At 72.7% G+C, this 17428-nt stretch carries 15 protein-coding genes; 5 read left to right on the forward strand and 10 right to left on the reverse strand.

Features of this window, described 5'->3' with window-relative positions; genetic code table 11:
- Nucleotides 1-2350, reverse strand: a 2350-nt coding sequence (locus ACLBXO_RS30140; protein ID WP_447687702.1) for a DNA translocase FtsK, incomplete at its 3' end; no start/stop codon positions are given.
- 352 nt (nucleotides 2351-2702) lie between these two features.
- On the opposite strand from ACLBXO_RS30140, the gene ACLBXO_RS30145 reads away from it, so the two are divergent.
- The 3 genes from ACLBXO_RS30145 to ACLBXO_RS30155 all read left to right on the forward strand — a co-directional run bounded on the left by ACLBXO_RS30145 (nucleotide 2703) and on the right by ACLBXO_RS30155 (nucleotide 5823).
- Nucleotides 2703-4802, forward strand: a complete 2100-nt coding sequence (locus tag ACLBXO_RS30145; protein WP_447687703.1) for an NAD(+) synthase — start codon at nucleotides 2703-2705, stop codon at nucleotides 4800-4802.
- Nucleotides 4803-4917: 115 nt separating this feature from the next.
- The gene (locus ACLBXO_RS30150; protein ID WP_331313418.1) at nucleotides 4918-5148 is read left to right on the forward strand and encodes a hypothetical protein; all 231 of its coding nucleotides are present in this window, start codon (nucleotides 4918-4920) and stop codon (nucleotides 5146-5148) included.
- A gap of 273 nt (nucleotides 5149-5421) precedes the next feature.
- Complete coding sequence (locus ACLBXO_RS30155; RefSeq protein ID WP_331313417.1) at nucleotides 5422-5823, forward strand: PilZ domain-containing protein; 402 nt, start codon at nucleotides 5422-5424, stop codon at nucleotides 5821-5823.
- Nucleotides 5824-5839: 16 nt separating this feature from the next.
- On the opposite strand, the gene ACLBXO_RS30160 is transcribed toward ACLBXO_RS30155, so the two are convergent.
- Nucleotides 5840-6277, reverse strand: coding sequence for an HIT family protein (locus tag ACLBXO_RS30160; protein WP_331313416.1), 438 nt, complete (start codon nucleotides 6275-6277; stop codon nucleotides 5840-5842).
- A gap of 158 nt (nucleotides 6278-6435) precedes the next feature.
- On the opposite strand from ACLBXO_RS30160, the gene ACLBXO_RS30165 reads away from it, so the two are divergent.
- On the forward strand, nucleotides 6436-7395 hold the full coding sequence (locus ACLBXO_RS30165; protein ID WP_331313415.1) for a cation diffusion facilitator family transporter: 960 nt from the start codon (nucleotides 6436-6438) through the stop codon (nucleotides 7393-7395).
- Between the two features lie 25 nt (nucleotides 7396-7420).
- Here ACLBXO_RS30165 and ACLBXO_RS30170 read toward each other — a convergent pair whose 3' ends face one another.
- From ACLBXO_RS30170 to ACLBXO_RS30200, 7 genes are all read right to left on the reverse strand, one after another.
- The gene (locus ACLBXO_RS30170; RefSeq protein WP_331313414.1) at nucleotides 7421-8287 is read right to left on the reverse strand and encodes an SDR family oxidoreductase; all 867 of its coding nucleotides are present in this window, start codon (nucleotides 8285-8287) and stop codon (nucleotides 7421-7423) included.
- Between the two features lie 8 nt (nucleotides 8288-8295).
- Nucleotides 8296-8475 carry a DUF1328 domain-containing protein gene (locus tag ACLBXO_RS30175; RefSeq protein WP_010685332.1) on the reverse strand — a complete coding sequence of 60 codons (180 nt, stop codon included), beginning with the start codon at nucleotides 8473-8475 and terminating at the stop codon, nucleotides 8296-8298.
- A 137-nt stretch (nucleotides 8476-8612) separates the two neighbouring features.
- Entirely contained in the window at nucleotides 8613-9992 is a 1380-nt protein-coding gene (locus tag ACLBXO_RS30180; RefSeq protein ID WP_447687704.1) for a chloride channel protein, read from the reverse strand.
- A gap of 120 nt (nucleotides 9993-10112) precedes the next feature.
- Nucleotides 10113-10418, reverse strand: a complete 306-nt coding sequence (locus ACLBXO_RS30185; protein WP_447687705.1) for a GCG_CRPN prefix-to-repeats domain-containing protein — start codon at nucleotides 10416-10418, stop codon at nucleotides 10113-10115.
- A 267-nt stretch (nucleotides 10419-10685) separates the two neighbouring features.
- Nucleotides 10686-12074 carry a deoxyribodipyrimidine photo-lyase gene (locus ACLBXO_RS30190; protein ID WP_331313572.1) on the reverse strand — a complete coding sequence of 463 codons (1389 nt, stop codon included), beginning with the start codon at nucleotides 12072-12074 and terminating at the stop codon, nucleotides 10686-10688.
- A 516-nt stretch (nucleotides 12075-12590) separates the two neighbouring features.
- Nucleotides 12591-14003: a phosphatase PAP2 family protein gene (locus ACLBXO_RS30195; protein WP_331313412.1), complete on the reverse strand. Its 1413-nt coding sequence runs from the start codon at nucleotides 14001-14003 to the stop codon at nucleotides 12591-12593.
- Between the two features lie 135 nt (nucleotides 14004-14138).
- Nucleotides 14139-15272, reverse strand: coding sequence for a TRAP transporter substrate-binding protein (locus ACLBXO_RS30200; protein ID WP_244413111.1), 1134 nt, complete (start codon nucleotides 15270-15272; stop codon nucleotides 14139-14141).
- 147 nt (nucleotides 15273-15419) lie between these two features.
- Here ACLBXO_RS30200 and ACLBXO_RS30205 point away from each other — a divergent pair, with 147 nt between their 5' ends.
- Nucleotides 15420-15989: a tyrosine phosphatase family protein gene (locus ACLBXO_RS30205; protein WP_331314808.1), complete on the forward strand. Its 570-nt coding sequence runs from the start codon at nucleotides 15420-15422 to the stop codon at nucleotides 15987-15989.
- Nucleotides 15990-16013: 24 nt separating this feature from the next.
- Here ACLBXO_RS30205 and ACLBXO_RS30210 read toward each other — a convergent pair whose 3' ends face one another.
- Nucleotides 16014-17150 (reverse strand): branched-chain amino acid ABC transporter substrate-binding protein, encoded by a 1137-nt coding sequence (locus ACLBXO_RS30210; protein WP_331314809.1) that lies wholly within the window; start codon nucleotides 17148-17150, stop codon nucleotides 16014-16016.
- Between the last annotated feature and the right edge of the window lie 278 nt (nucleotides 17151-17428).

Genomic DNA, 17428 nt, shown 5'->3' on the forward strand with positions numbered 1-17428 from the left:
GCGACAGGATCATGGTGTTGATCGCCACCGACTTGCCCGAGCCGGTCGTGCCGGCGACCAGGAGGTGCGGCATGCGCGCGAGGTCGGCGATGATCGGCTCGCCGCCGATGTTCTTGCCCAGGCACAGCGCCAGCTTGTGCTTGCTCTCGGCGAAGTCGGCCGACGAGAGGAGCTCGCGCAGGAACACGGTCTCGCGGGTCTCGTTCGGCAGCTCGATGCCGATGACGTTCCGGCCGGGCACGACCGCGACACGGGCCGAGACCGCCGACATCGACCGGGCGATGTCGTCCGACAGGCCGATCACGCGGCTGGACTTGGTGCCGGGCGCGGGCTCGAGCTCGTAGAGGGTGACGACCGGGCCCGGCCGCACCGCCAGGATATCGCCGCGCACGCCGAAATCCTGGACCGTCTGCTGCAGGTTGAGGGCGTTCTGCTCCAGCACGTCGGCGTCGACCTCCTCGCTGCCGCCGGGGGCCGGCAGGGCGAGCAGTTCGAGGGACGGCAGCTCGTAGTCGGCGTTCTCGATCGGCGCGATCTCGAGGTGGCGGCCGGCCGGGATCAGGTGTGCCCGCGGCGCCACCAGGGGGACCGAGGCCGGCGCGGGGGCCGGAAGGGCCGCGACCTCGACCGCCTCGACGGCGGCGGCGACCGGCTCGGCCTCGACCCCGATCTCCGCCTCGATCTCCGCCTCGACCGGCTCCGGCTGCGGCGCCAGCTTGCCGCGGAGCAGGACCGGGCGCGGCGTCATCGGGATCACCACGCGCTCGGCCTCGGCGCGCGCGGCGACCGGCGCGGCAAAGACCGGGGCGGCAACGACCGGGGCGGGAGCGGCTTCGGGCAGGGCCGGCGGGACGGCGGTCGGCTGGCCGGCCGCGCGGATCGCCGCCCGGGCCGCCATGGCGCTGAGAGCCGGCGCGCGGCGGGGCGCCTCGGACGCGGGGGCGGCCGGAGGCTCGGCCGCGGCGCTGCCGGGGCCGAAGACCAGCGACAGGCCGGACGCGGCCGGCGGCGCGACGGGCGGCAGGAAGGCGCTCCGGATCGAGGCGGCCTCGTCCATCCGCTGGCCGGCCTCGGTCCCGTTATCCTGCCCGTCGGCGGGGCGCGGCGGCTGGTCGAACCGGACGAGGCGGTCGAGCACGTAGACCGGCCGCGGCGGCAGCGACCGCAGGTGCGAGATGTCCAGGGGCATGGAGACGAAGCGCTCGTCGGACGCCGCCTGCGCCGCGACGGCGGCCGGGGTCGGCCCGGCCTCGGCGGGCTGTGCCTCCAGCGCTGACCAGGCATCGACGGACGACCAGTCGCCGCCGTCGAACCAGGGCTGGACCTCGGACCAGTCCGGCAGGTCCGACCAGTCGCGGGCCGCGGCCTCGGCGACCGTCTCGACCGGCGCGTCGGCGACCGGCGCGGCCGCGACCGGGGCGATCGCCGCCGTGGAGGCGGCCAGCTCGACGGCCGGCCGGACCGGGCGGCGGTCCGGCGTGCGGAAGAAGCGGACGCCCGGCGGCGCGACGAAGGGCTGGCGCCACAGGGGCACCGGCTCCGCGTCCGGCGCGGCGGATTCGGGCAGGGCCGGCACGGCGATGGCGCGCCCGGCCTCCTCGGCGGCGACCCGCGCGCGCTCGACCCGCTCCCGCTCGGCCTCGTCGCGGGCGGCCCGCTCGGTCTCCAGGGCGAGGGCGGCCGCCTGGGCCTCGGCGCGGGCCCGCTCCAGGGCGACGCGCTCGGCCTCCAGGGCGCGCTGGCGGCGCTCCTGCAGAACCGAATCGGGGGTGCGGGTGTAGCGGACGGCCGAGGGCGCGGCCGGAGCGGGGGCGGCGACCGGCGTCGCGACGGGGTCGGTCAGGTCGGTCGCGAGAGGGCCGGACGTGCGGCCGGACGTGTGGCCGGACGCGTACCCCGCGACCGGAGCCGCGGCCGGCGCGTAGTCGGGGGCGATGGCGGCGGGGCGGCGCGGCTGGCGCACCAGCACGCCCGGCGAGGAAGCGCTGCGGTCGATCCGGCTCTCGAAGACCGGGGCGTCCAGGACGTCGAGGCTCGCCCGGTCGTCGAAGACCTGGGCCGGCCAGTGCGGCTCGGGCGCCGCGGCGCGCGAGGGGCGCTCGGTGCTCTCGCGGCCGACCATCGCGCCTGGCGGCGTCAGCCAGCTCGGCTCGGCCCGCCGCCCGGGGGCGCCGTAGGACGGGCGGGCGGGCAGGCCGGCGGGGGAGCCGGAGAGGCGGCGGGTGAGGCTGGCGCGGAGCGCCATCAGCCGGTGCGCCAGGGCTCCCAGGGAGAGGCCCGAGCGGTCGCCGCCGCGGACAGGGCGGGCGGGGTCACGGTGGGAGTACGGAGGCCGTCCCGATGCGCGCATGGGTTCTCAGACGATACTCGAAACAGGGATCCGCCGACGCGCGGCGGCTGTTCCTGAGTTAGGCCATTCGTCGTTAATGGAGGCTTGCCGCCGGCCGCGGTGCGGAAACCATGCGGGGCGATCGGTCCGGCCCCCCGGCCGCACCGCACGGCGCCGCGGCCGCGCCGCGGCCGTGCCGTCCCTGCCGCCGGTGACCCGTTCGATAGCGGAATCTCGAAGGAACAAGGCTCGATGTACGGGAAATCGCGATCCGGTTTCCGTCCAGAGACGCCGCAGTGCAGTATCCCGGGATGACCTCGAGAACGGGCGCGCGCGGACCGGCTCCGCGCCGCGGCCCGCCCGCATCGCCTATATGAACCGCAGTCACCCCTCACCCGGACAGGTGCCCGTGCCTCCAGCCACCTCCGAATCGCCGGCGCGCTTCCGCTCCCTCTATCGCCACGGCTTCGCCCGAATCGCGGCCTGCACCGGCCGGAGCCATCCGGCCGAACCCGAGCGCAACGCCGAGGTCATCCTCGACCTCGCCCGGACCTGCCACGATTCGGGCGCGGTGCTGGCGGTCTTCACCGAGCTCGGCCTGTCGGCCTACGCGATCGAGGACCTGCTGCTCCAGCAGACCCTGCTCGACGCGGTCGAGGTCGCGGCCGCCCGCGTGATCGCCGACTCGGCCCGTCTCCGGCCGCTGCTGATCGTCGGCGCGCCCCTGCGCTGGCGGCACCGCGTCTACAACTGCGCGCTCGCGATCCAGGGCGGCCGCCTGCTCGGCGTCGTCCCGAAGACCTTCCTGCCGAACTACCGGGAGTTCTACGAGAAGCGCCACTTCGCCTCCGGCGCCGGGATCGCCGGCGAGACCGTCCGGGTCGCCGGTCAGGACGCGCCGTTCGGCACCGACCTGCTGTTCCCCGCCGAGGACCTGCCGGGCCTCGTGGTCGGGGTGGAGATCTGCGAGGACCTGTGGGTGCCCGAGCCCCCCGGCATGCGCGCGGCGCTCGCCGGCGCCACCGTGCTGGCCAACCTCTCGGGCAGCCCGATCACCGTCGGCCGCGCCGAGTCGCGGGCGCTCCTGTCCCGGGCGGCCTCGATGCGGGGTGCCTGCGCGTACGTCTACGCGGCGGCCGGCCAGGGCGAATCGACCACCGACCTGTCCTGGGACGGCCAGACCAGCATCGACGAGCTCGGCGTGCGCCTGGCCGAGGGCGAGCGCTTCCCCGAGAGGCCGGTGACGACGCTGGCCGACATCGACCTCGACCTGATCGCCCAGGAGCGCCTGCAGGCGGGCAGCTTCGACGACGACGCGCGCGGCCGCGCCCTGCCCTATCGCCGGGTGCCGTTCCGGCTCAGCCCGCCCGAGGCCGATCTCGGCCTGATCCGGCGGATCGAGCGGTTCCCGTTCGTGCCGGCCGACCCGCCGCGCCTCGCGCAGGATTGCTACGAGGCCTACAACATCCAGGTGGCCGGCCTCGCCACGCGCCTGGAGGCCACCGGCACCCGCAAGGCCGTCATCGGCGTCTCGGGCGGCCTCGATTCGACCCACGCGCTGATCGTGATCGCCAAGGCGTTCGACCGCCTGGGCTACCCGCGCTCGGACATCCTGGCCTACACGCTGCCGGGCTTCGCCACCTCGAACGCCACCAAGACCAACGCCCACGCCCTCATGAAGGCGCTGGGCTGCACGGCGGCCGAGATCGACATCCGCCCGGCCGCCAAGCAGATGCTCGCCGACATGGACCACCCCTTCGCCAAGGGCGAGGCGGTCTACGACGTGACCTTCGAGAACGTGCAGGCGGGCCTGCGCACCGACTACCTGTTCCGGCTGGCCAACCACGCCGGCGGCATCGTGGTCGGCACCGGCGACCTCTCGGAGCTGGCGCTCGGCTGGTGCACCTACGGCGTCGGCGACCAGATGAGCCACTACGCGGTCAATGCCGGCGTGCCCAAGACGCTGATCCAGCACCTGATCCGCTGGGTGATCGGCAACGGCGAGGTCGGCCCGGACGAGGCCCGCACCCTCCAGGCGGTCCTCGACACCGAGATCTCCCCCGAGCTGGTGCCGGTGGATCAGGACGACAGCCCGCAGAGCACGGAGGGCACGATCGGCCCCTACGCGCTGCAGGATTTCAACCTGTTCTACACGCTCCGCTACGGGTTCCGGCCCTCGAAGATCGCCTTCCTGGCGCTCCACGCCTGGGGCGACCGGGAGCGCGGCACCTGGGCGCCGGACTTCCCGGAGACCAAGCGGGTCGCCTACGACCTCCCGGAGATCCGCCGCTGGCTCGGCGTCTTCCTGAGCCGCTACTTCGGCTTCAGCCAGTTCAAGCGCTCGGCGCTCCCGAACGGGCCGAAGGTCTCGGCGGGGGGCTCGCTGTCGCCCCGGGGGGACTGGCGCGCGCCCTCCGACGGGTCGGCGCGGATCTGGATCGACGAGTTGAACCGAAACGTCCCTGAAACTTGACCGTCACAAACTCGACCGATTGTGCCATTATGAGCACGGTCAAGCCGATTCTTCGCAATGCAAGATCTTGTATTGGGAAAATTGGCTTCGAGGGCGGCCAGGCGGAGGACTTCGGATGCGAAGCTACAACCTGTTCCAGCTCAAGGGCGAGGAGGGCCTCTGCTGCGCGGTGCCGGAAGCCAGCACGGTCCCGCCCTTCATCGGCGCGGGCCGCTGGACCTTCGGCGGCAAGCTCGGCGACGGCAGCCGGCAGCCCCTCGACTTCGACGGCCGGGCCGCCGACACCGCGGTGCGCTTCAACGGCTTCTACCTGTTCCAGACCGTCGACCGGCGCTTCCTCGCCTGAGCGGGCCCCGTCCGTCACGGCGAGCGGGACGGTGTGGGGATGATCGGCGCGGCGCTGCCCGGTCGCCGCTCCGAGCACGGAGACGACGAACCGAAGTCGTCGCGCGTAAATCGGACCGGCCCGGGACGCGGACTCGCTCTTCCGGAGCCTTCGCGGCAGCACGTTACCGGTATCGAGCCCTATAGCGGGCCTCGACTCGGCGATCGCGACCAAGATTCCTTAAGGGCTCGCGTGCAGGTTTCGCGGAACCGTCAGCTGTCCGGAGCCGCCCGCATGTCGGAGCATCGCAGAGAGGCGCGCCAGAGGGTCTTCCTCAAGGGCCGCATCGTCTTCAACAACGGGTCGTCGAGCCTCGACTGCCTGGTGCGCGACATGTCCCCCACCGGCGCGCGCCTCGTGATGAGCGAGGCCACCACGCTTCCTGACGCGTTCGACCTCTACATCCCGCAGAAGGACCGGACCTACCGGGCCACCCTGCGCTGGCGCCGGGAGGACGGCATCGGCGTGACCTTCGAGGCGCCGGCCCGGGCCGGCACCGCGCCCGATCCGGCCGCGACGGACGCCTCCGTGACCCTGCTGCTGAAGCGCATCAGCGAGCTCGAGACCGAGAACGCCGCCCTGCGCCGGCTGCTCGCCAGCATGGCCCAGTCGAGCGATTCGGCGAGCGCGGCCTGATCCTCAGGCCTGAGCGTCAGGCCTCGGCCTCGAGCGCCGCACGGATGCGCGCGGCGTGCTCGGCGAGGACCCCGTTGTCGGCCATCCCGCCCTCGTGGCGCTTCAGCGGCACGCCCTCGCGCCGGGGGATGACGTGGACGTGCAGGTGGAAGACGGTCTGGCCGCCGGCCGGCTCGTTGAACTGGAACACGGTCAGACCCTCGGCCCGGAACGCGGCCTTCACGGCGCGGGCGACCTTCTGGACGCTCGCCATCAGGGCGCCGAGCGAGCCCGGGTCGGCGTCGAGCAGGCCCCGGGCCGGCGCCTTCGGGATCACCAGGGTGTGGCCCTCGCCCTGGGGCATGACGTCCATGAACGCCAGGGTGTGCGCGTCCTCGTAGACGCGGTGGCAGGGGATGTCGCCGCGCAGGATCTTGGCGAAGATGTTGTCGGGATCGTAGCGGGCGTCGGCCATGCTGCCTCCGGGACTCCTTGAGCGGCCGCAGGTTGCACGGGGCACCCGCCCGCGTCCACACGGGAACAACCGGGCGGCCGCGACGCTTGCACCGCGGCGGCGGCGCCGTGCCGGGATCCGACGGTCCGGCGTTCCACAGACCGCGCAGGGAGTTCCGGATGGCGCACGAGAGCACGGGAGCGATCTACGCGGCGGCGGGCGCCAACCTCGCCATCGCGGCCGCGAAGTTCGTGGGCGGGGCGCTGACCGGCTCGACCGCCATGCTCGCCGAGGGCGTGCACTCGGTGGTCGACACGGCGAACCAGGTGCTGCTCCTCGTCGGCATGAAGCGGGCCGAGCGCCCGGCCGACGCGCGCCACCCGTTCGGCTACGGGCGCGAGATCTACTTCTACGCCTTCGTGGTGGCGCTGATGATCTTCCTCGGAGGCGGCCTGTTCGCCGTCTACGAGGGGATCGAGCGGGTTCGTCACCCCGAGCCGGACGTGGACGCCGAGCTGTTCGGCTACCGGCTGCCCGGCCTCTGGGTGAACGTCGCGATCCTGGGCTTCGCCATCGCGGCGGAGGGCACGTCCTTCTTCGTGGCGATGCGCCAGTTCTGGGCCGAGAAGGGCAAGCACTCGGCCGTGCGGGCGATCCGGCGCAGCAAGGACCCGACCCTGTTCACGGTGCTCGCGGAGGACACCGCCGCCCTGATCGGCCTGCTGATCGCGCTCGCCGGCGTGGCCCTGTCCCACCTCCTGGAGATGCCGAGCCTCGACGGCTGGGCGTCTGTCGGCATCGGCCTCGTGCTGATCGGCATGGCGGCGTTCCTGATGGTCGAGACGCACGGTCTGCTGATCGGCGAGGCGGCCGATCCCGAGATCATCGCGGCGATCGCGGAGTTGGCCCGCGCCGAGCCGGGTGTGCTCCACGTCAACGAGGTGCTGACCCAGCACCTCGGCCCCTCCGACATCCTGGTCAATCTCAGCATCGACATGACCGACGATCTCAGCGCCGGCGAGGTCGAGAGCCTCGTGACACGCCTCGACCGGGCGCTGAAGGCGCGCAGCCCCGACGTGACCCGGGTGTTCATCGAGATCCAGCAGCAGGGTGACCACAAGGTCCGGGCGGCCGCCTGAGGGCCGCACCGGAAGGGCCGCCCCGTCAGCGGCCTCCTCGGTCGCTCCGGCCCACCTGCCGGAGGCTCAGCGTCCAGAGCCGCTCCTGGACGGCCTCGTCGCGGCTCTCGGCCGAGGAGACCTTCGGCCGACCGTGGGAGAAGTATCGGCCGGTGACCCCGTCCAGGCCCGGGTCGCTGGCCACGTGGAGGGAGGTCCGCGCGCCCTTCTCGGGCGTGATCAGCAGCGGCCGCATCAGCGCCCAGGCCGCGCCGAGCAGGCCGCCGGTGTTCTTGGCGAAGCCGGTATTGACCACCCCAGGATGGACGGCGTTCGCCGTGATGCCGCTGTCGCGCAGGCGCCGGGCGAGCGCGTACGTGAACAGCACGTTGGCGAGCTTGGCCTGGGCATACGCGCCCATCGCCCGGTAGCGCCGGGCGCCCTCGACGTCGTCGAAGTCGATATGCCCCCGGTAATGGGCCGCCGAGGCGACGTTGACGATCCGGGGCTTCCCGCCCGCCGCCGCCGCGTCCTTCAGCGGGTCGAGGAGTTCCAGGGTCAGGAGCACGTAGCCCAGATGGTCGAGCGCCCAGGTGCGCTCGATCCCGTCGACGGTCAGCGTGCGCCGGTCGAAGATCGCGCCGGCATTGTTCACCAGCACGTCGAGGCGCGGGTAGGCCGCTCGCAGGGTCCCGGCGAGCCGGCGGATCTCGGCCTGCGCGGACAGGTCCGCGCGGTGCGGCTCCACGGCGGCGCCGGGTACCGCGGCGCGGATCCGGTCGGCGCAGGCCTGCAGCTTCCCGGGGTCCCGGCCGACGATGGCGACCCGCGCGCCGAGGCGCGCGAGGCCGAGAGCCGTCTCGTAGCCGATACCGCCGGTCGCTCCGGTGACGAGGCAGACCGCGCCGCGCACCGCCGGCCTCAGAACACCGCCTGTCCGACCGCGAAGGCGATGACGACGATCACGATGGCGATGAGCAGGAACAGGCCGAACAGGATGCGGGCCAGCGAGCCGGCGCCGGAGGCGATGCCGGTGAAGCCGAGACCGCCGGCGATCAGCGAGATCACGAAGCAGATGAGGGCCCATTTCAGAAGGGTCATGGCGTCACTCCGGCTGCGCCCCGGCGCGGGGCCTTGATGCTGCTGCCTCAACCGACGCCAAGCGAGACCGTTCCGCACAGCACGGGCCGGGCCGCTTTTATTCTTACCCGCGTGCGGACGCGCCGGTCGTGCCGGACTCAGCCGGTCTTCGCCACCGGCTGTGCCGGCACGTCGGCACGTTCCAGCATGATCTCCGCCAGGGTGTGGTAGAGGCCGCCCCGGCAGATCGCCTTCGAGGCCGCGTCGGCCAGGAGCGCCGCGACCATCAGGGGGATGACCATCGCGTGGTTCTGGGTCATCTCGGTGACGATGACGAAGCTGGTGATCGGCGCCTGCAGCACGCCCGTCAGGTAGGCCACCATCCCGATCAGCACGACGGCGCCCACGGGCATGTCCGGCAGGAGGCCGTGGACCGTGCCGCCGAGGCCGGCCCCGACCGCCAGGGACGGCGCGAACAGGCCCCCCGGGATGCCGCTGATCGAGCTCAGCACGGTGGCGGCGAATTTCAGGGGCGCGTAGGTCCATCCCGCCGCCGCGTCGCCGTGGAGGATGGCCTTGGCCTCCTCGTAGCCGGTCCCGTAGGCCGCGCCCCCGGAGGCGAGGCCGCACAGGGCGACGCACAGCCCGCAGGCCGCCGCGAAGATCACGGGCCGCTTCCGGATCATCCGCCCGGCCGCGCCGGGCAGGCCGCGGGCGAACAGGATCACGAGGCGGCTGAAGAGACCGCCCGCGAGACCGCCGACCACGGCGACGAGCGGGACCACCCAGCCGGCCGCCAGCGGCAAGGCGGCGTCGGTCGTGCCGAAATAGGTATAGTTGCCGAGGAGCCCGAGCGAGGTCAGGCCCGCGGCCACGATCCCGGCCACGATCAGGCCGGAGGAGCGCGCCTCGTAGGCGCGTCCCAGCTCCTCGATGCCGAACACGATGCCGGCGAGCGGCGTGTTGAACGCCGCCGCGACGCCGGCGGCGCCGCCCGCCAGGAGGAGCCCGGGCAGGCGCTCCGGGGTCAGGCGGCCGAAGGCGGCCATGATCGCGGCGCCGACCTGCACGGTCGGACCCTCGCGGCCCGCCGAGGCGCCGCAGAACAGGCCCAGGAACAGGACCAGCACCTTGCCGAAGGCCACGCGCGGCGAGATCAGCGAGTAGCGGAAGCCGGTATCCCGCGCGTGGCGGGCGGCGATCACCTGCGGGATGCCGGACCCCTGCGAGTTCGGGAAGACCGTGAGGGCCAGGAGCGCCGCGAGGGCGAAGCCCGCGGGCGTCAGCACCAGGGCGATCAGCGGCGACGGCGCCGTGAGCCGGCGGAACCCATCCTGCGCGAGGTCGGCACCCTTGGCCATCAGCACGGCGGCGAGGCCCACGCCGATGCCGCCCACGAGAAAGAGCAGCCGCCCGCGCCAGAGCGGATAGGCCTCCATCGAGGCCGACCGCAGGCGCATGATCGAGCGGCGGTAGCGCGACCGTTGCGGGGGCGGGGCATCCGTCGTTTCCCGCACGTCGTCCCGCTTCTCGACCATGAATAAGCACCTCGTCCGCGCAGTCTGAGCGGACGCTATAGCGCAACGGTCAAGGAAAGCCCCCCTTTCGCGGGATGGGCGGGGCCGGCACCCGCGCGCCGGCCCCGCCGGCTCACCCGATCACCATCCGTAGTGCCAGGCGGCCCGGCGCCAGCCGCCGTGGTGATGCCAGCCCCAGGGGCGGTGCCAGCCCGCGTGACGCCAGCCCCAGCGATGGTGCCAGCCCCAGGGGCGGTGCCAGCCGTAGACCACCGGCCGGGCGTAGTAGACCGGGCGGTACGCGTAGGGGCGCCAGTTCGGCTTGCACCAACCGGACCAGCCCCGATGGAAGCCCGGGCCGCAGCCCTGCGCGGCCTCCGCCGTACCGGCCGTGGCGGCCAGGGTTCCGAGCGCGAGGAGTGCCGCGCCTGCCAGCTTCATCCGCATCGTCGTCCTCCTTTCGTCGCGAGCACAGTGGCGATCCGGCCCCGGTTCGACCGAGTCGTCGCCGGATATTGTCCGGCCTCTCGCGGTGAGCCGGAAGTGCGCTCGAAACATCCGAGGCCCGGGAAGCGTTTCTTCACAAACCTGTGCGCGCGGAACGACTGCGCTCCCGCGGAGACAAGCGTCGCACTACGCTGCCGCCCGGTCCGCTCATCGCGTGACGATTGCGAGGATATCGGAGCGGCCGCGCGCCGGCGGGGCGGTCCCGTCTCAGCCCTCGGCGGCGCAGAGCCTCTCGACCGCCCGCACATAGGCCTTGGCGTCGAACTTCTTGAGCGAGTTCTCGCTCTGATAGCGGACCGTGCCGAAGATCTTGCGCTTCTGCCAGGGCCGGTCGTGCAGGCCGTACACCCAGGCGACGTTGGTGAAGGAATTCGGGTCGCGCCCGTCGAGGAAGTAGCGGTTGTTCAGGCGGAGCGTCCGGGCGAAGCCCGCCTCGGGCGACGGCGACCATTCGAGGATCTTCTTGCCCCAGTACATCCGCAACTGGTTGTGCATGTAGCCGGTCTCGCGCATCTCGCGCATCGCGGCGTTCCAGTAGCGGTCGTGCGTCTCGCCGGCGGCGAGCTGCGCCTCCGAGTAGGCGTGGGGGCGCTCGTCCTTCGCGTGCTCCGCAAGGGTCTTGCGCGCCCAGTCCGGCACCGCCCGGTCGTACTCGTCGTAGCCCTCCGTGTAGTAGACGTGGTTCATCGCGAGCTCGCGCCGGACGATCAGCTCCTCCAGGTAGGCGCCGCGGTCGTCGGCGTCGCCGCGCTCGGCCTCCCGGACCGCCAGGGCGATCTCCACGGGCGAGATCTGCCCGAAATGCAGGTACGGGCTCATGTGGGAGGCGGCGGCCGCCTCCGGCATGTTGCGCCCCGCGCCGTAGCCCGGGAACCCGTCCTTCAGGAACGCCCTCAGGCGCTTGCGGGCCTGCGTCTCGCCCCCGGTGAAGCGCTTCACCGGGCCGACCTCCCGGTCGAGGGTCATCCCGGCGAGCACCGCCTCCGGGTCGGAGACGTCGATCGCGCTCTTCAGCGTCAGGCGATCGGCCGCGCGCTTCACCCTGCGGGGCTTGAGCGCCGCCAGGAACGGGTCCCACAGCCGGTTCAGCTTCGGCCGCAGCGTCCGGGCGGCGTACTCGTGCTTCGGCGAGGCCGTCTCGACCGGCACGACCACGTCGCCCTCAACCTGGACGACCCGCGTCTTCACCGCCCCGGCGATCTCCCGGTACCAGCGCTTCTGGATCGCGAGGTAGCCGCGGTCGAGCACGAGGAGCGCGGCGTCCTCGGCGAGGGCGATGGCGATCTCGGCGGGCGAGCACTTGCGCATGACGAAGCCGATCCCGCGCTTCTCCAGCCCCGCCTTCGCGTCCGCGAGACCCTGGAGCAGGAAGGCGTAGTGCCGGGCGTTGGCCTCGGGAAAGCCGCTGGCGCCGTCGAGCAGGCCGAAGCAGGCGACGACCGGCAGGTCGAGGCGGTTCGCCTCCTCGATGGCGAGTTCGAGGGCCGGGTTGAACGTCGCACGGTTGGCCTGCTGCAGCAGATACAGCACGTAGGCGCCGTCTCCGCGCGGCTCGACGTCGTTGAGGATCCGGATCCGCTCGCCCTGGATCGCCATGCTCACCTGCCCCTTGCTTGGCGCGCCGCGCCGGAACCTTGGCCGGAGAAGGTAGAGCGGGCGGGAAGTTCGTCCGTCCCGACGGGGCGGATGAAAAGCCGCAGTCGAGACGCCCGGCCGAACACCGGCTCGTTGCACCGAAACCCCGCCTCATCAGGGACTTGCAGGGCGATCAATCGTGCCCTGCCGGGGCAATGCAGATTTCGATCGCGCCCGACAGTCTGCGACATTTTCAACACAGGCCCGCGAGGATGCGTGCGCGGACGCACGAAAGGACAGCCCTGCTGTCCTGATGCTCTTGAATTTTCCGACCGGGAGCGCAGATTGTGCAGCGCGGGACGGCGATGGCGTCGCCCTCTCGCAGCCCTTCTTGGGCGTTTCCTCCCTAGACTTCGGGCCGCTCCTTCGGGAGTGGCCTTTTTTCTGTCCGGAGCAGGCGCGAGCCCCGGTCCGGCCCGTCCACCGGAGCGGTGAGGGTCAGCGCGCTGCCCGACCGGGCCAGGCGCTCAGGGCGCGTCAGCGCGTCGCGCCGGCTCCCGCGCGGCTGGCCGCCAGCGCGGCGGCCTTGCCGCCGGCCGTGTAGAGGTCGAGGCGCGCGTAGACGCCGAATTCCGAACCGTCGTCGAGGAAGCCGCCGCCCGGTCCCTGCGTCTCGGTGAGGATCGCGTTGGCCTCGTCGAGCGTCAGCGCCGGGAAGGCCGCGGTCAGCAGGTGGCCGGCCTCCGGCGCGATCTTGCCCACGTCCTCCCGCCGGCCGGCGGTGTCCGGGTGCACCACCGGCAGGCCGTAGGTCTGGGTTGCCGCGTAGAAGGCCGCGTTGGCGGCCGCGTCCTTGAACCGGCCGCTATCCTTCGCCGCGCAGGCCGCCACCGTGTCGCCGCAGCCGGCCTTCAGCGCCTCGGCCATCGCCGCGCGCGCCTCCGTCAGGAGCGCGCGGTAATCCGTCACGCCGACCGTCCTGTCGGCCTCGGCCGACGCCTTGTCGAGGACGGCCGGATTCTTCCGGATCTGGCCGACATAGGCCGGATCGTTGGCGAGCAGGTGCGCGAGGGCGTGCAGCGAGGTCGCGCGGCCGCCCAGAACGTCCATGGCGTAGTGGGCGCCGACGATGATCCGGTCGTTGCCGTACTCGGCGGCGCGGGCGACCATCTGCTGGTAGCGCTCGGGCACGAGCAGCGCGAGCACCATGGACTCGGTGTAGCCGTAAGTGGTGTGACCGCTCGGGTAGGACGGGCTGTTCACGAGGTCCTGCGAGGGGCCGCGCAGCCAGTCGAGGCTGTCGGACGCGTCGCCGAAATAGTCCTTGCCGCGGTAGGAGAGGAGGCGCGGCAGCGTCTGGAACGGCCGCGAATTGCCGTAGCGGTCGGCGCCGGGGCTGCCGGCAGGCCGGTCATAGGCCTTGCCGAACACGTCGGTGACGGCGCCGTTCGACAGGATCGCGGCGGCCTCTTCCGAGACCGGGTGCTTGCCGTTCGTGGTGGCGTTGGCGAAGAAGTACTTGCCGGAATTCGAATCCGACTTGGTCACGTTGTTGGTGTAGCCGATCAGGTTGGCGACCGCCGGCGCGATGCTGGTGAAGGTCTTGTAGTCGCTGTAGGTCGCCTTGGCGTGGTACGCCTGGGCAAGCGCGGTGCCGAGGCCGTCGGCGAGGTTGGCGGCGTTGCCGTCGGTGATGAAGCAGTCCCGCAGGGCGAGCTGCTGCTGCTCGGGGAACGGCAGGAGCGTCGGCTGCGTCAGCGCGCCGGTCTGGATATCGCCGGTGACCCGCAGGTTCGCGTCGAGCGCCGCCTTGCCGTCGGGCGTGGTCTGCAGCCGGGCCACCGGGACGAGCCCGCGCAGGGCCGACAGGTTGGCGGCTGATTGTGCGAGGGCGTGGAGGGGCAGCGCCGCCCCGAGCAGCGCCAATCCGACCCGCAGCGTCCCGAACATGCAGCCCTCCCCTCGCCGATGCCGTGCCGGACGCTAGAGCCGTTCCCGACCGCGTTGCAATCGGGCGCGGCCCCGACGTCCCCATCTTTGCCGCGCCTTCCGGCACCGCGCCGGCCTCCCGCGGCGGCGCGCGCCTCAGCCCCGCGCCCGGGCGCGGATCATGAAGTTGTCGTAGGTGTACTCCGCCACCTGGAACCAGAGGTACTCCTCGTTCCGGAAGGTCCGCATCGCCTCGTAGACGCGGCGGAAATCGGCGTTCTTGGCGGCCATCTCGGCGTAGACGTCGTTGGCGTTCTTGAGGGCGGCCTCCATGACGTCCTGGGGGAACGGCCGCAGCTGCGCGCCCCCGGCCACCAGCCGGCGCAGGGCCTGCGGGTTGCGGGCGTCGTACTTGGCCTGGACGTCGGCGCCGACCTCTGCGGCCGCGGCCCTGAGGATCCCCTGGTAGGATTTCGGCAGCGCCTTCCACTTCTCGGCGTTGAACCAGAAGTGCAGCATGGCGCCGCCCTCCCAGAAGCCGGGATAGTGGTAGATCGGCGCGACCTTCTGCAGGCCGAGCCGCTCGTCGTCGTAGGGGCCGATCCACTCGGCGGCGTCGAGCTTCTTGCTCTCCAGGGCCGCGTAGATCTCGGGGCCCGGCACCGCCTGCGGCTGGACGCCGAACTTGGCGAGCACCTGGCCGCCCATGCCGCCGATCCGGAACTTCAGCCCCTGCAGGTCGGACAGGCTCTTGATCTCGCGGCGGAACCAGCCGCCCATCTGGGCACCGGTGTTGCCGCCCGGCAGGCAGACCAGCCCGGCCTTGGCGAAGACCTCGGCGAACAGTTCGGCGGCGCCGCCCGCCTGCCACCACGCGGCGGCGCCCCGGGCGTTGAGGCCGAAGGGCACCGCGGTCGCCAGCGCGAAGGTCGGGTCCTTGGCCATGCCGAGGGTCGCCGGCCCGTGGCCCATCTCGACGGTGCCGGCGGCCACGGCGTCGAGGAGACCCTCGGCCGGGACCGGCTCGCCGGGCCCCTGGACCTGGATCTGGAAGCGCCCGTCGGTGGCCTCGGCGACGATCCGGCTGAGCGCCTCGGGCGCGCCGTACAGGATGTCGAGCGTCTTGGCGTAGGCGGAGGACAGGCGCCAGCGCAGCTCCGGGGCGGACTCGGCCCGGGCCGGCGCGGCGAGCGGCCCGGTGAGCGCCGCGGCCGCGCCGAGGCCGGCGGTCAGCACGCTGCGGCGCCGCGTCCCGGCCGCGGGGGATCGCGCGAGGTGAGGTTCGTCCAACGGCATCTCGTCCGAGCAGGTCCGGCCCGGCCGGGCCGGATCGGGGGTCGCAGGTAGCACGTGCGTGCCGGTTCTCGAAAGCCGCGGGCGGGCGGAGCAGTTCCGTCGCGCCTCGAAACCGGCGCGCGCCCGTGCTAGGCGCCCGGGATGCACACCCAGCCCGCCGTCACCCTGCACACCGTCTGCGGCCTGGAGGAGCTGGCCGGCCACGGCGCGCGCGGCGTGAGCCACGTCCTGTCGCTGCTCGATCCCGGAACGCCGGAGCCCGCGGCCTTCACCGCCTACGGCGCCCACGCCCGGACGACCCTCCGGTTCCACGACTGCCTCGGCCCCGGCGAGGGCCTCGTCCCGCCCGAACCGGAGCACGTCGCGGCGATCCTGGAGTTCGGGCGGGCGCTCGACGGCGCCGGCCATCTCCTCGTCCACTGCCATTACGGCCTGTCGCGCTCCACCGCGGCGCTGCTGACCCTGTTCGCGCAGGCCGAGCCGGACGCGCCCGCCGCCGGCCTGGTGGAGCGCCTGCACGCCCTGCGCGAGCCGGCCTGGCCGAACGCGCGCATGATCGGCTTCGCCGACGCGATGCTGGGGCGGGACGGGGAACTCAGCGCGGCGGTGCGGCGGCTGCACGCCCTGCAGCTGCGGGTCCGCCCGCATCTCGCCGAGCTGCTGCGGGGGCTCGGCCGCGGCGCGGAGGTCGAGGCCGCAGAGACCTTGTGAGGGCGCCTGGGAGGGGTCCGCCCCTCACTTCCCGGCCGGCGTGAAGCTCCCGTCCTTCCACACGTAGAGCACGTAGCCCTGCGCTGTGACGTCGCCCTTGGCGTCGAAGCCGACGGTGCCGAGCACGAGATCGAAGCGCTCGGTGTGCAGCGCCTGCGCGATGGGCTTCGGCTCGGTGGAGTGGGCGAAGTTGCCGGCCGCCACCAGCGCCTGCATGGCCGCGTACCCGTAGATCGTCGAGCCGGTGGGATCGACGCCCTCGGCCTTGAAGGCCTTCACGACGGTCGCGGCGGCGGGCTGCCGGCTCGGGTCGAGGTAGAAGGTCATCAGCACGCCGTTGCTGGCCGATCCGGCGATCTTGGCGAAATCCGGCGTGGCGATGGCCGAGGTGCCGAACCATTGCGGCCGGAAGCCCCGGTCCGCCGCGATCTTGACGAGACGGCCCATCTCGGCAGCGTCGCCGCCGTAGTAGACGACCTCGATCCCGGCGCCCTTGAGCCGGTCGGCCAGGGCGGCGTCGTCGGCGTCGCTCGGCGAGAACGACAGGAACAGCGCCTCGTTCACGCCGATGCGGTTGAGGTTGTCCTTGGTGGCGGCCGCGAGGCTGCGGGCCGCCGGCGTCTGGTCCTGGATCAGCGCGATCTTCCGGTCGCGGAACCGCTCGGCCAGCACGGCGGCGGACAGGCGCGCCTGATCGTCGTCGCGGCCGCAGACGCGGAAGATGTTCGGGAGCCCCCGGTCGGTGAGCCGCGCCGCCACCGAGGCGGCGGTGATCATCACCACCCCGTTCTGGGCGTAGATGTCGGAAGCGGCGATGGAGGCGTTGGAGCAGACATGGCCGACGACGAGGCGGACGTTCGACCGGACGAAGTGGTTGGCCACCGCCATCGCGGTGTTCGAGTCGCAGGCGTCGTCCTGCACGTCGAGGGTGACGGGCTGGCCGTCGAGGCCGCCCATGGCGTTGGCGTCCCGGGCGGCGGCCTCGACGCCGCGCAGGACCTGCTCGCCGACCGCCACGTAGGGACCAGACCGCGGAACCGCGACGCCGACCACCACGTCGGCCACCGCTTGGGTGGCCGGCAGGAGCGCGAGACACAGGCTCAGGGCGATCAGCGCGGGCCGGAGCGGCCCGTGGGCGGGGACGAAACGTCCGATCTTCATCGGGCTCTTCTGGGCATCCTTGCGCGACACGTCGGCGCGACGGCGGATGCGGCTCCGTAGCCTCGATCCCGCCCCGCACCCAGTGCCCATACGCGAGGACGCGGCGAAACGCGATTTTTTTCCGCGGCGGTCCTGTCGACGACCCGGCGCCTACTTCGCGTAGGCGTAGGCGGTCGCGGCGGAGGCGACCGGTCCGGTGACGCCGTTGAAGGCGGTGAGGACCTTCTGGACCTCGGTGAAGGGCGCGTTCGACACGTAGACCAGGTCGCGGTTGCGCA

Source organism: Methylobacterium sp. C33D (assembly GCF_053345825.1).

Excerpts from the sequence above, each read along its gene's own strand:
- ACLBXO_RS30145 (WP_447687703.1), top strand. The coding sequence starts at position 2,703 with ATGAACCGCAGTCACCCCTCACCCGGACAGGTGCCCGTGCCTCCAGCC.
- ACLBXO_RS30150 (WP_331313418.1), top strand. The coding sequence starts at position 4,918 with ATGCGAAGCTACAACCTGTTCCAGCTCAAGGGCGAGGAGGGCCTCTGC.
- ACLBXO_RS30155 (WP_331313417.1), top strand. The coding sequence starts at position 5,422 with ATGTCGGAGCATCGCAGAGAGGCGCGCCAGAGGGTCTTCCTCAAGGGC.
- ACLBXO_RS30160 (WP_331313416.1), bottom strand. The coding sequence starts at position 6,277 with ATGGCCGACGCCCGCTACGATCCCGACAACATCTTCGCCAAGATCCTG.
- ACLBXO_RS30165 (WP_331313415.1), top strand. The coding sequence starts at position 6,436 with ATGGCGCACGAGAGCACGGGAGCGATCTACGCGGCGGCGGGCGCCAAC.
- ACLBXO_RS30175 (WP_010685332.1), bottom strand. The coding sequence starts at position 8,475 with ATGACCCTTCTGAAATGGGCCCTCATCTGCTTCGTGATCTCGCTGATC.
- ACLBXO_RS30180 (WP_447687704.1), bottom strand. The coding sequence starts at position 9,992 with ATGGTCGAGAAGCGGGACGACGTGCGGGAAACGACGGATGCCCCGCCC.
- ACLBXO_RS30185 (WP_447687705.1), bottom strand. The coding sequence starts at position 10,418 with ATGCGGATGAAGCTGGCAGGCGCGGCACTCCTCGCGCTCGGAACCCTG.
- ACLBXO_RS30190 (WP_331313572.1), bottom strand. The coding sequence starts at position 12,074 with ATGGCGATCCAGGGCGAGCGGATCCGGATCCTCAACGACGTCGAGCCG.
- ACLBXO_RS30195 (WP_331313412.1), bottom strand. The coding sequence starts at position 14,003 with ATGTTCGGGACGCTGCGGGTCGGATTGGCGCTGCTCGGGGCGGCGCTG.
- ACLBXO_RS30205 (WP_331314808.1), top strand. The coding sequence starts at position 15,420 with ATGCACACCCAGCCCGCCGTCACCCTGCACACCGTCTGCGGCCTGGAG.
- ACLBXO_RS30210 (WP_331314809.1), bottom strand. The coding sequence starts at position 17,150 with ATGAAGATCGGACGTTTCGTCCCCGCCCACGGGCCGCTCCGGCCCGCG.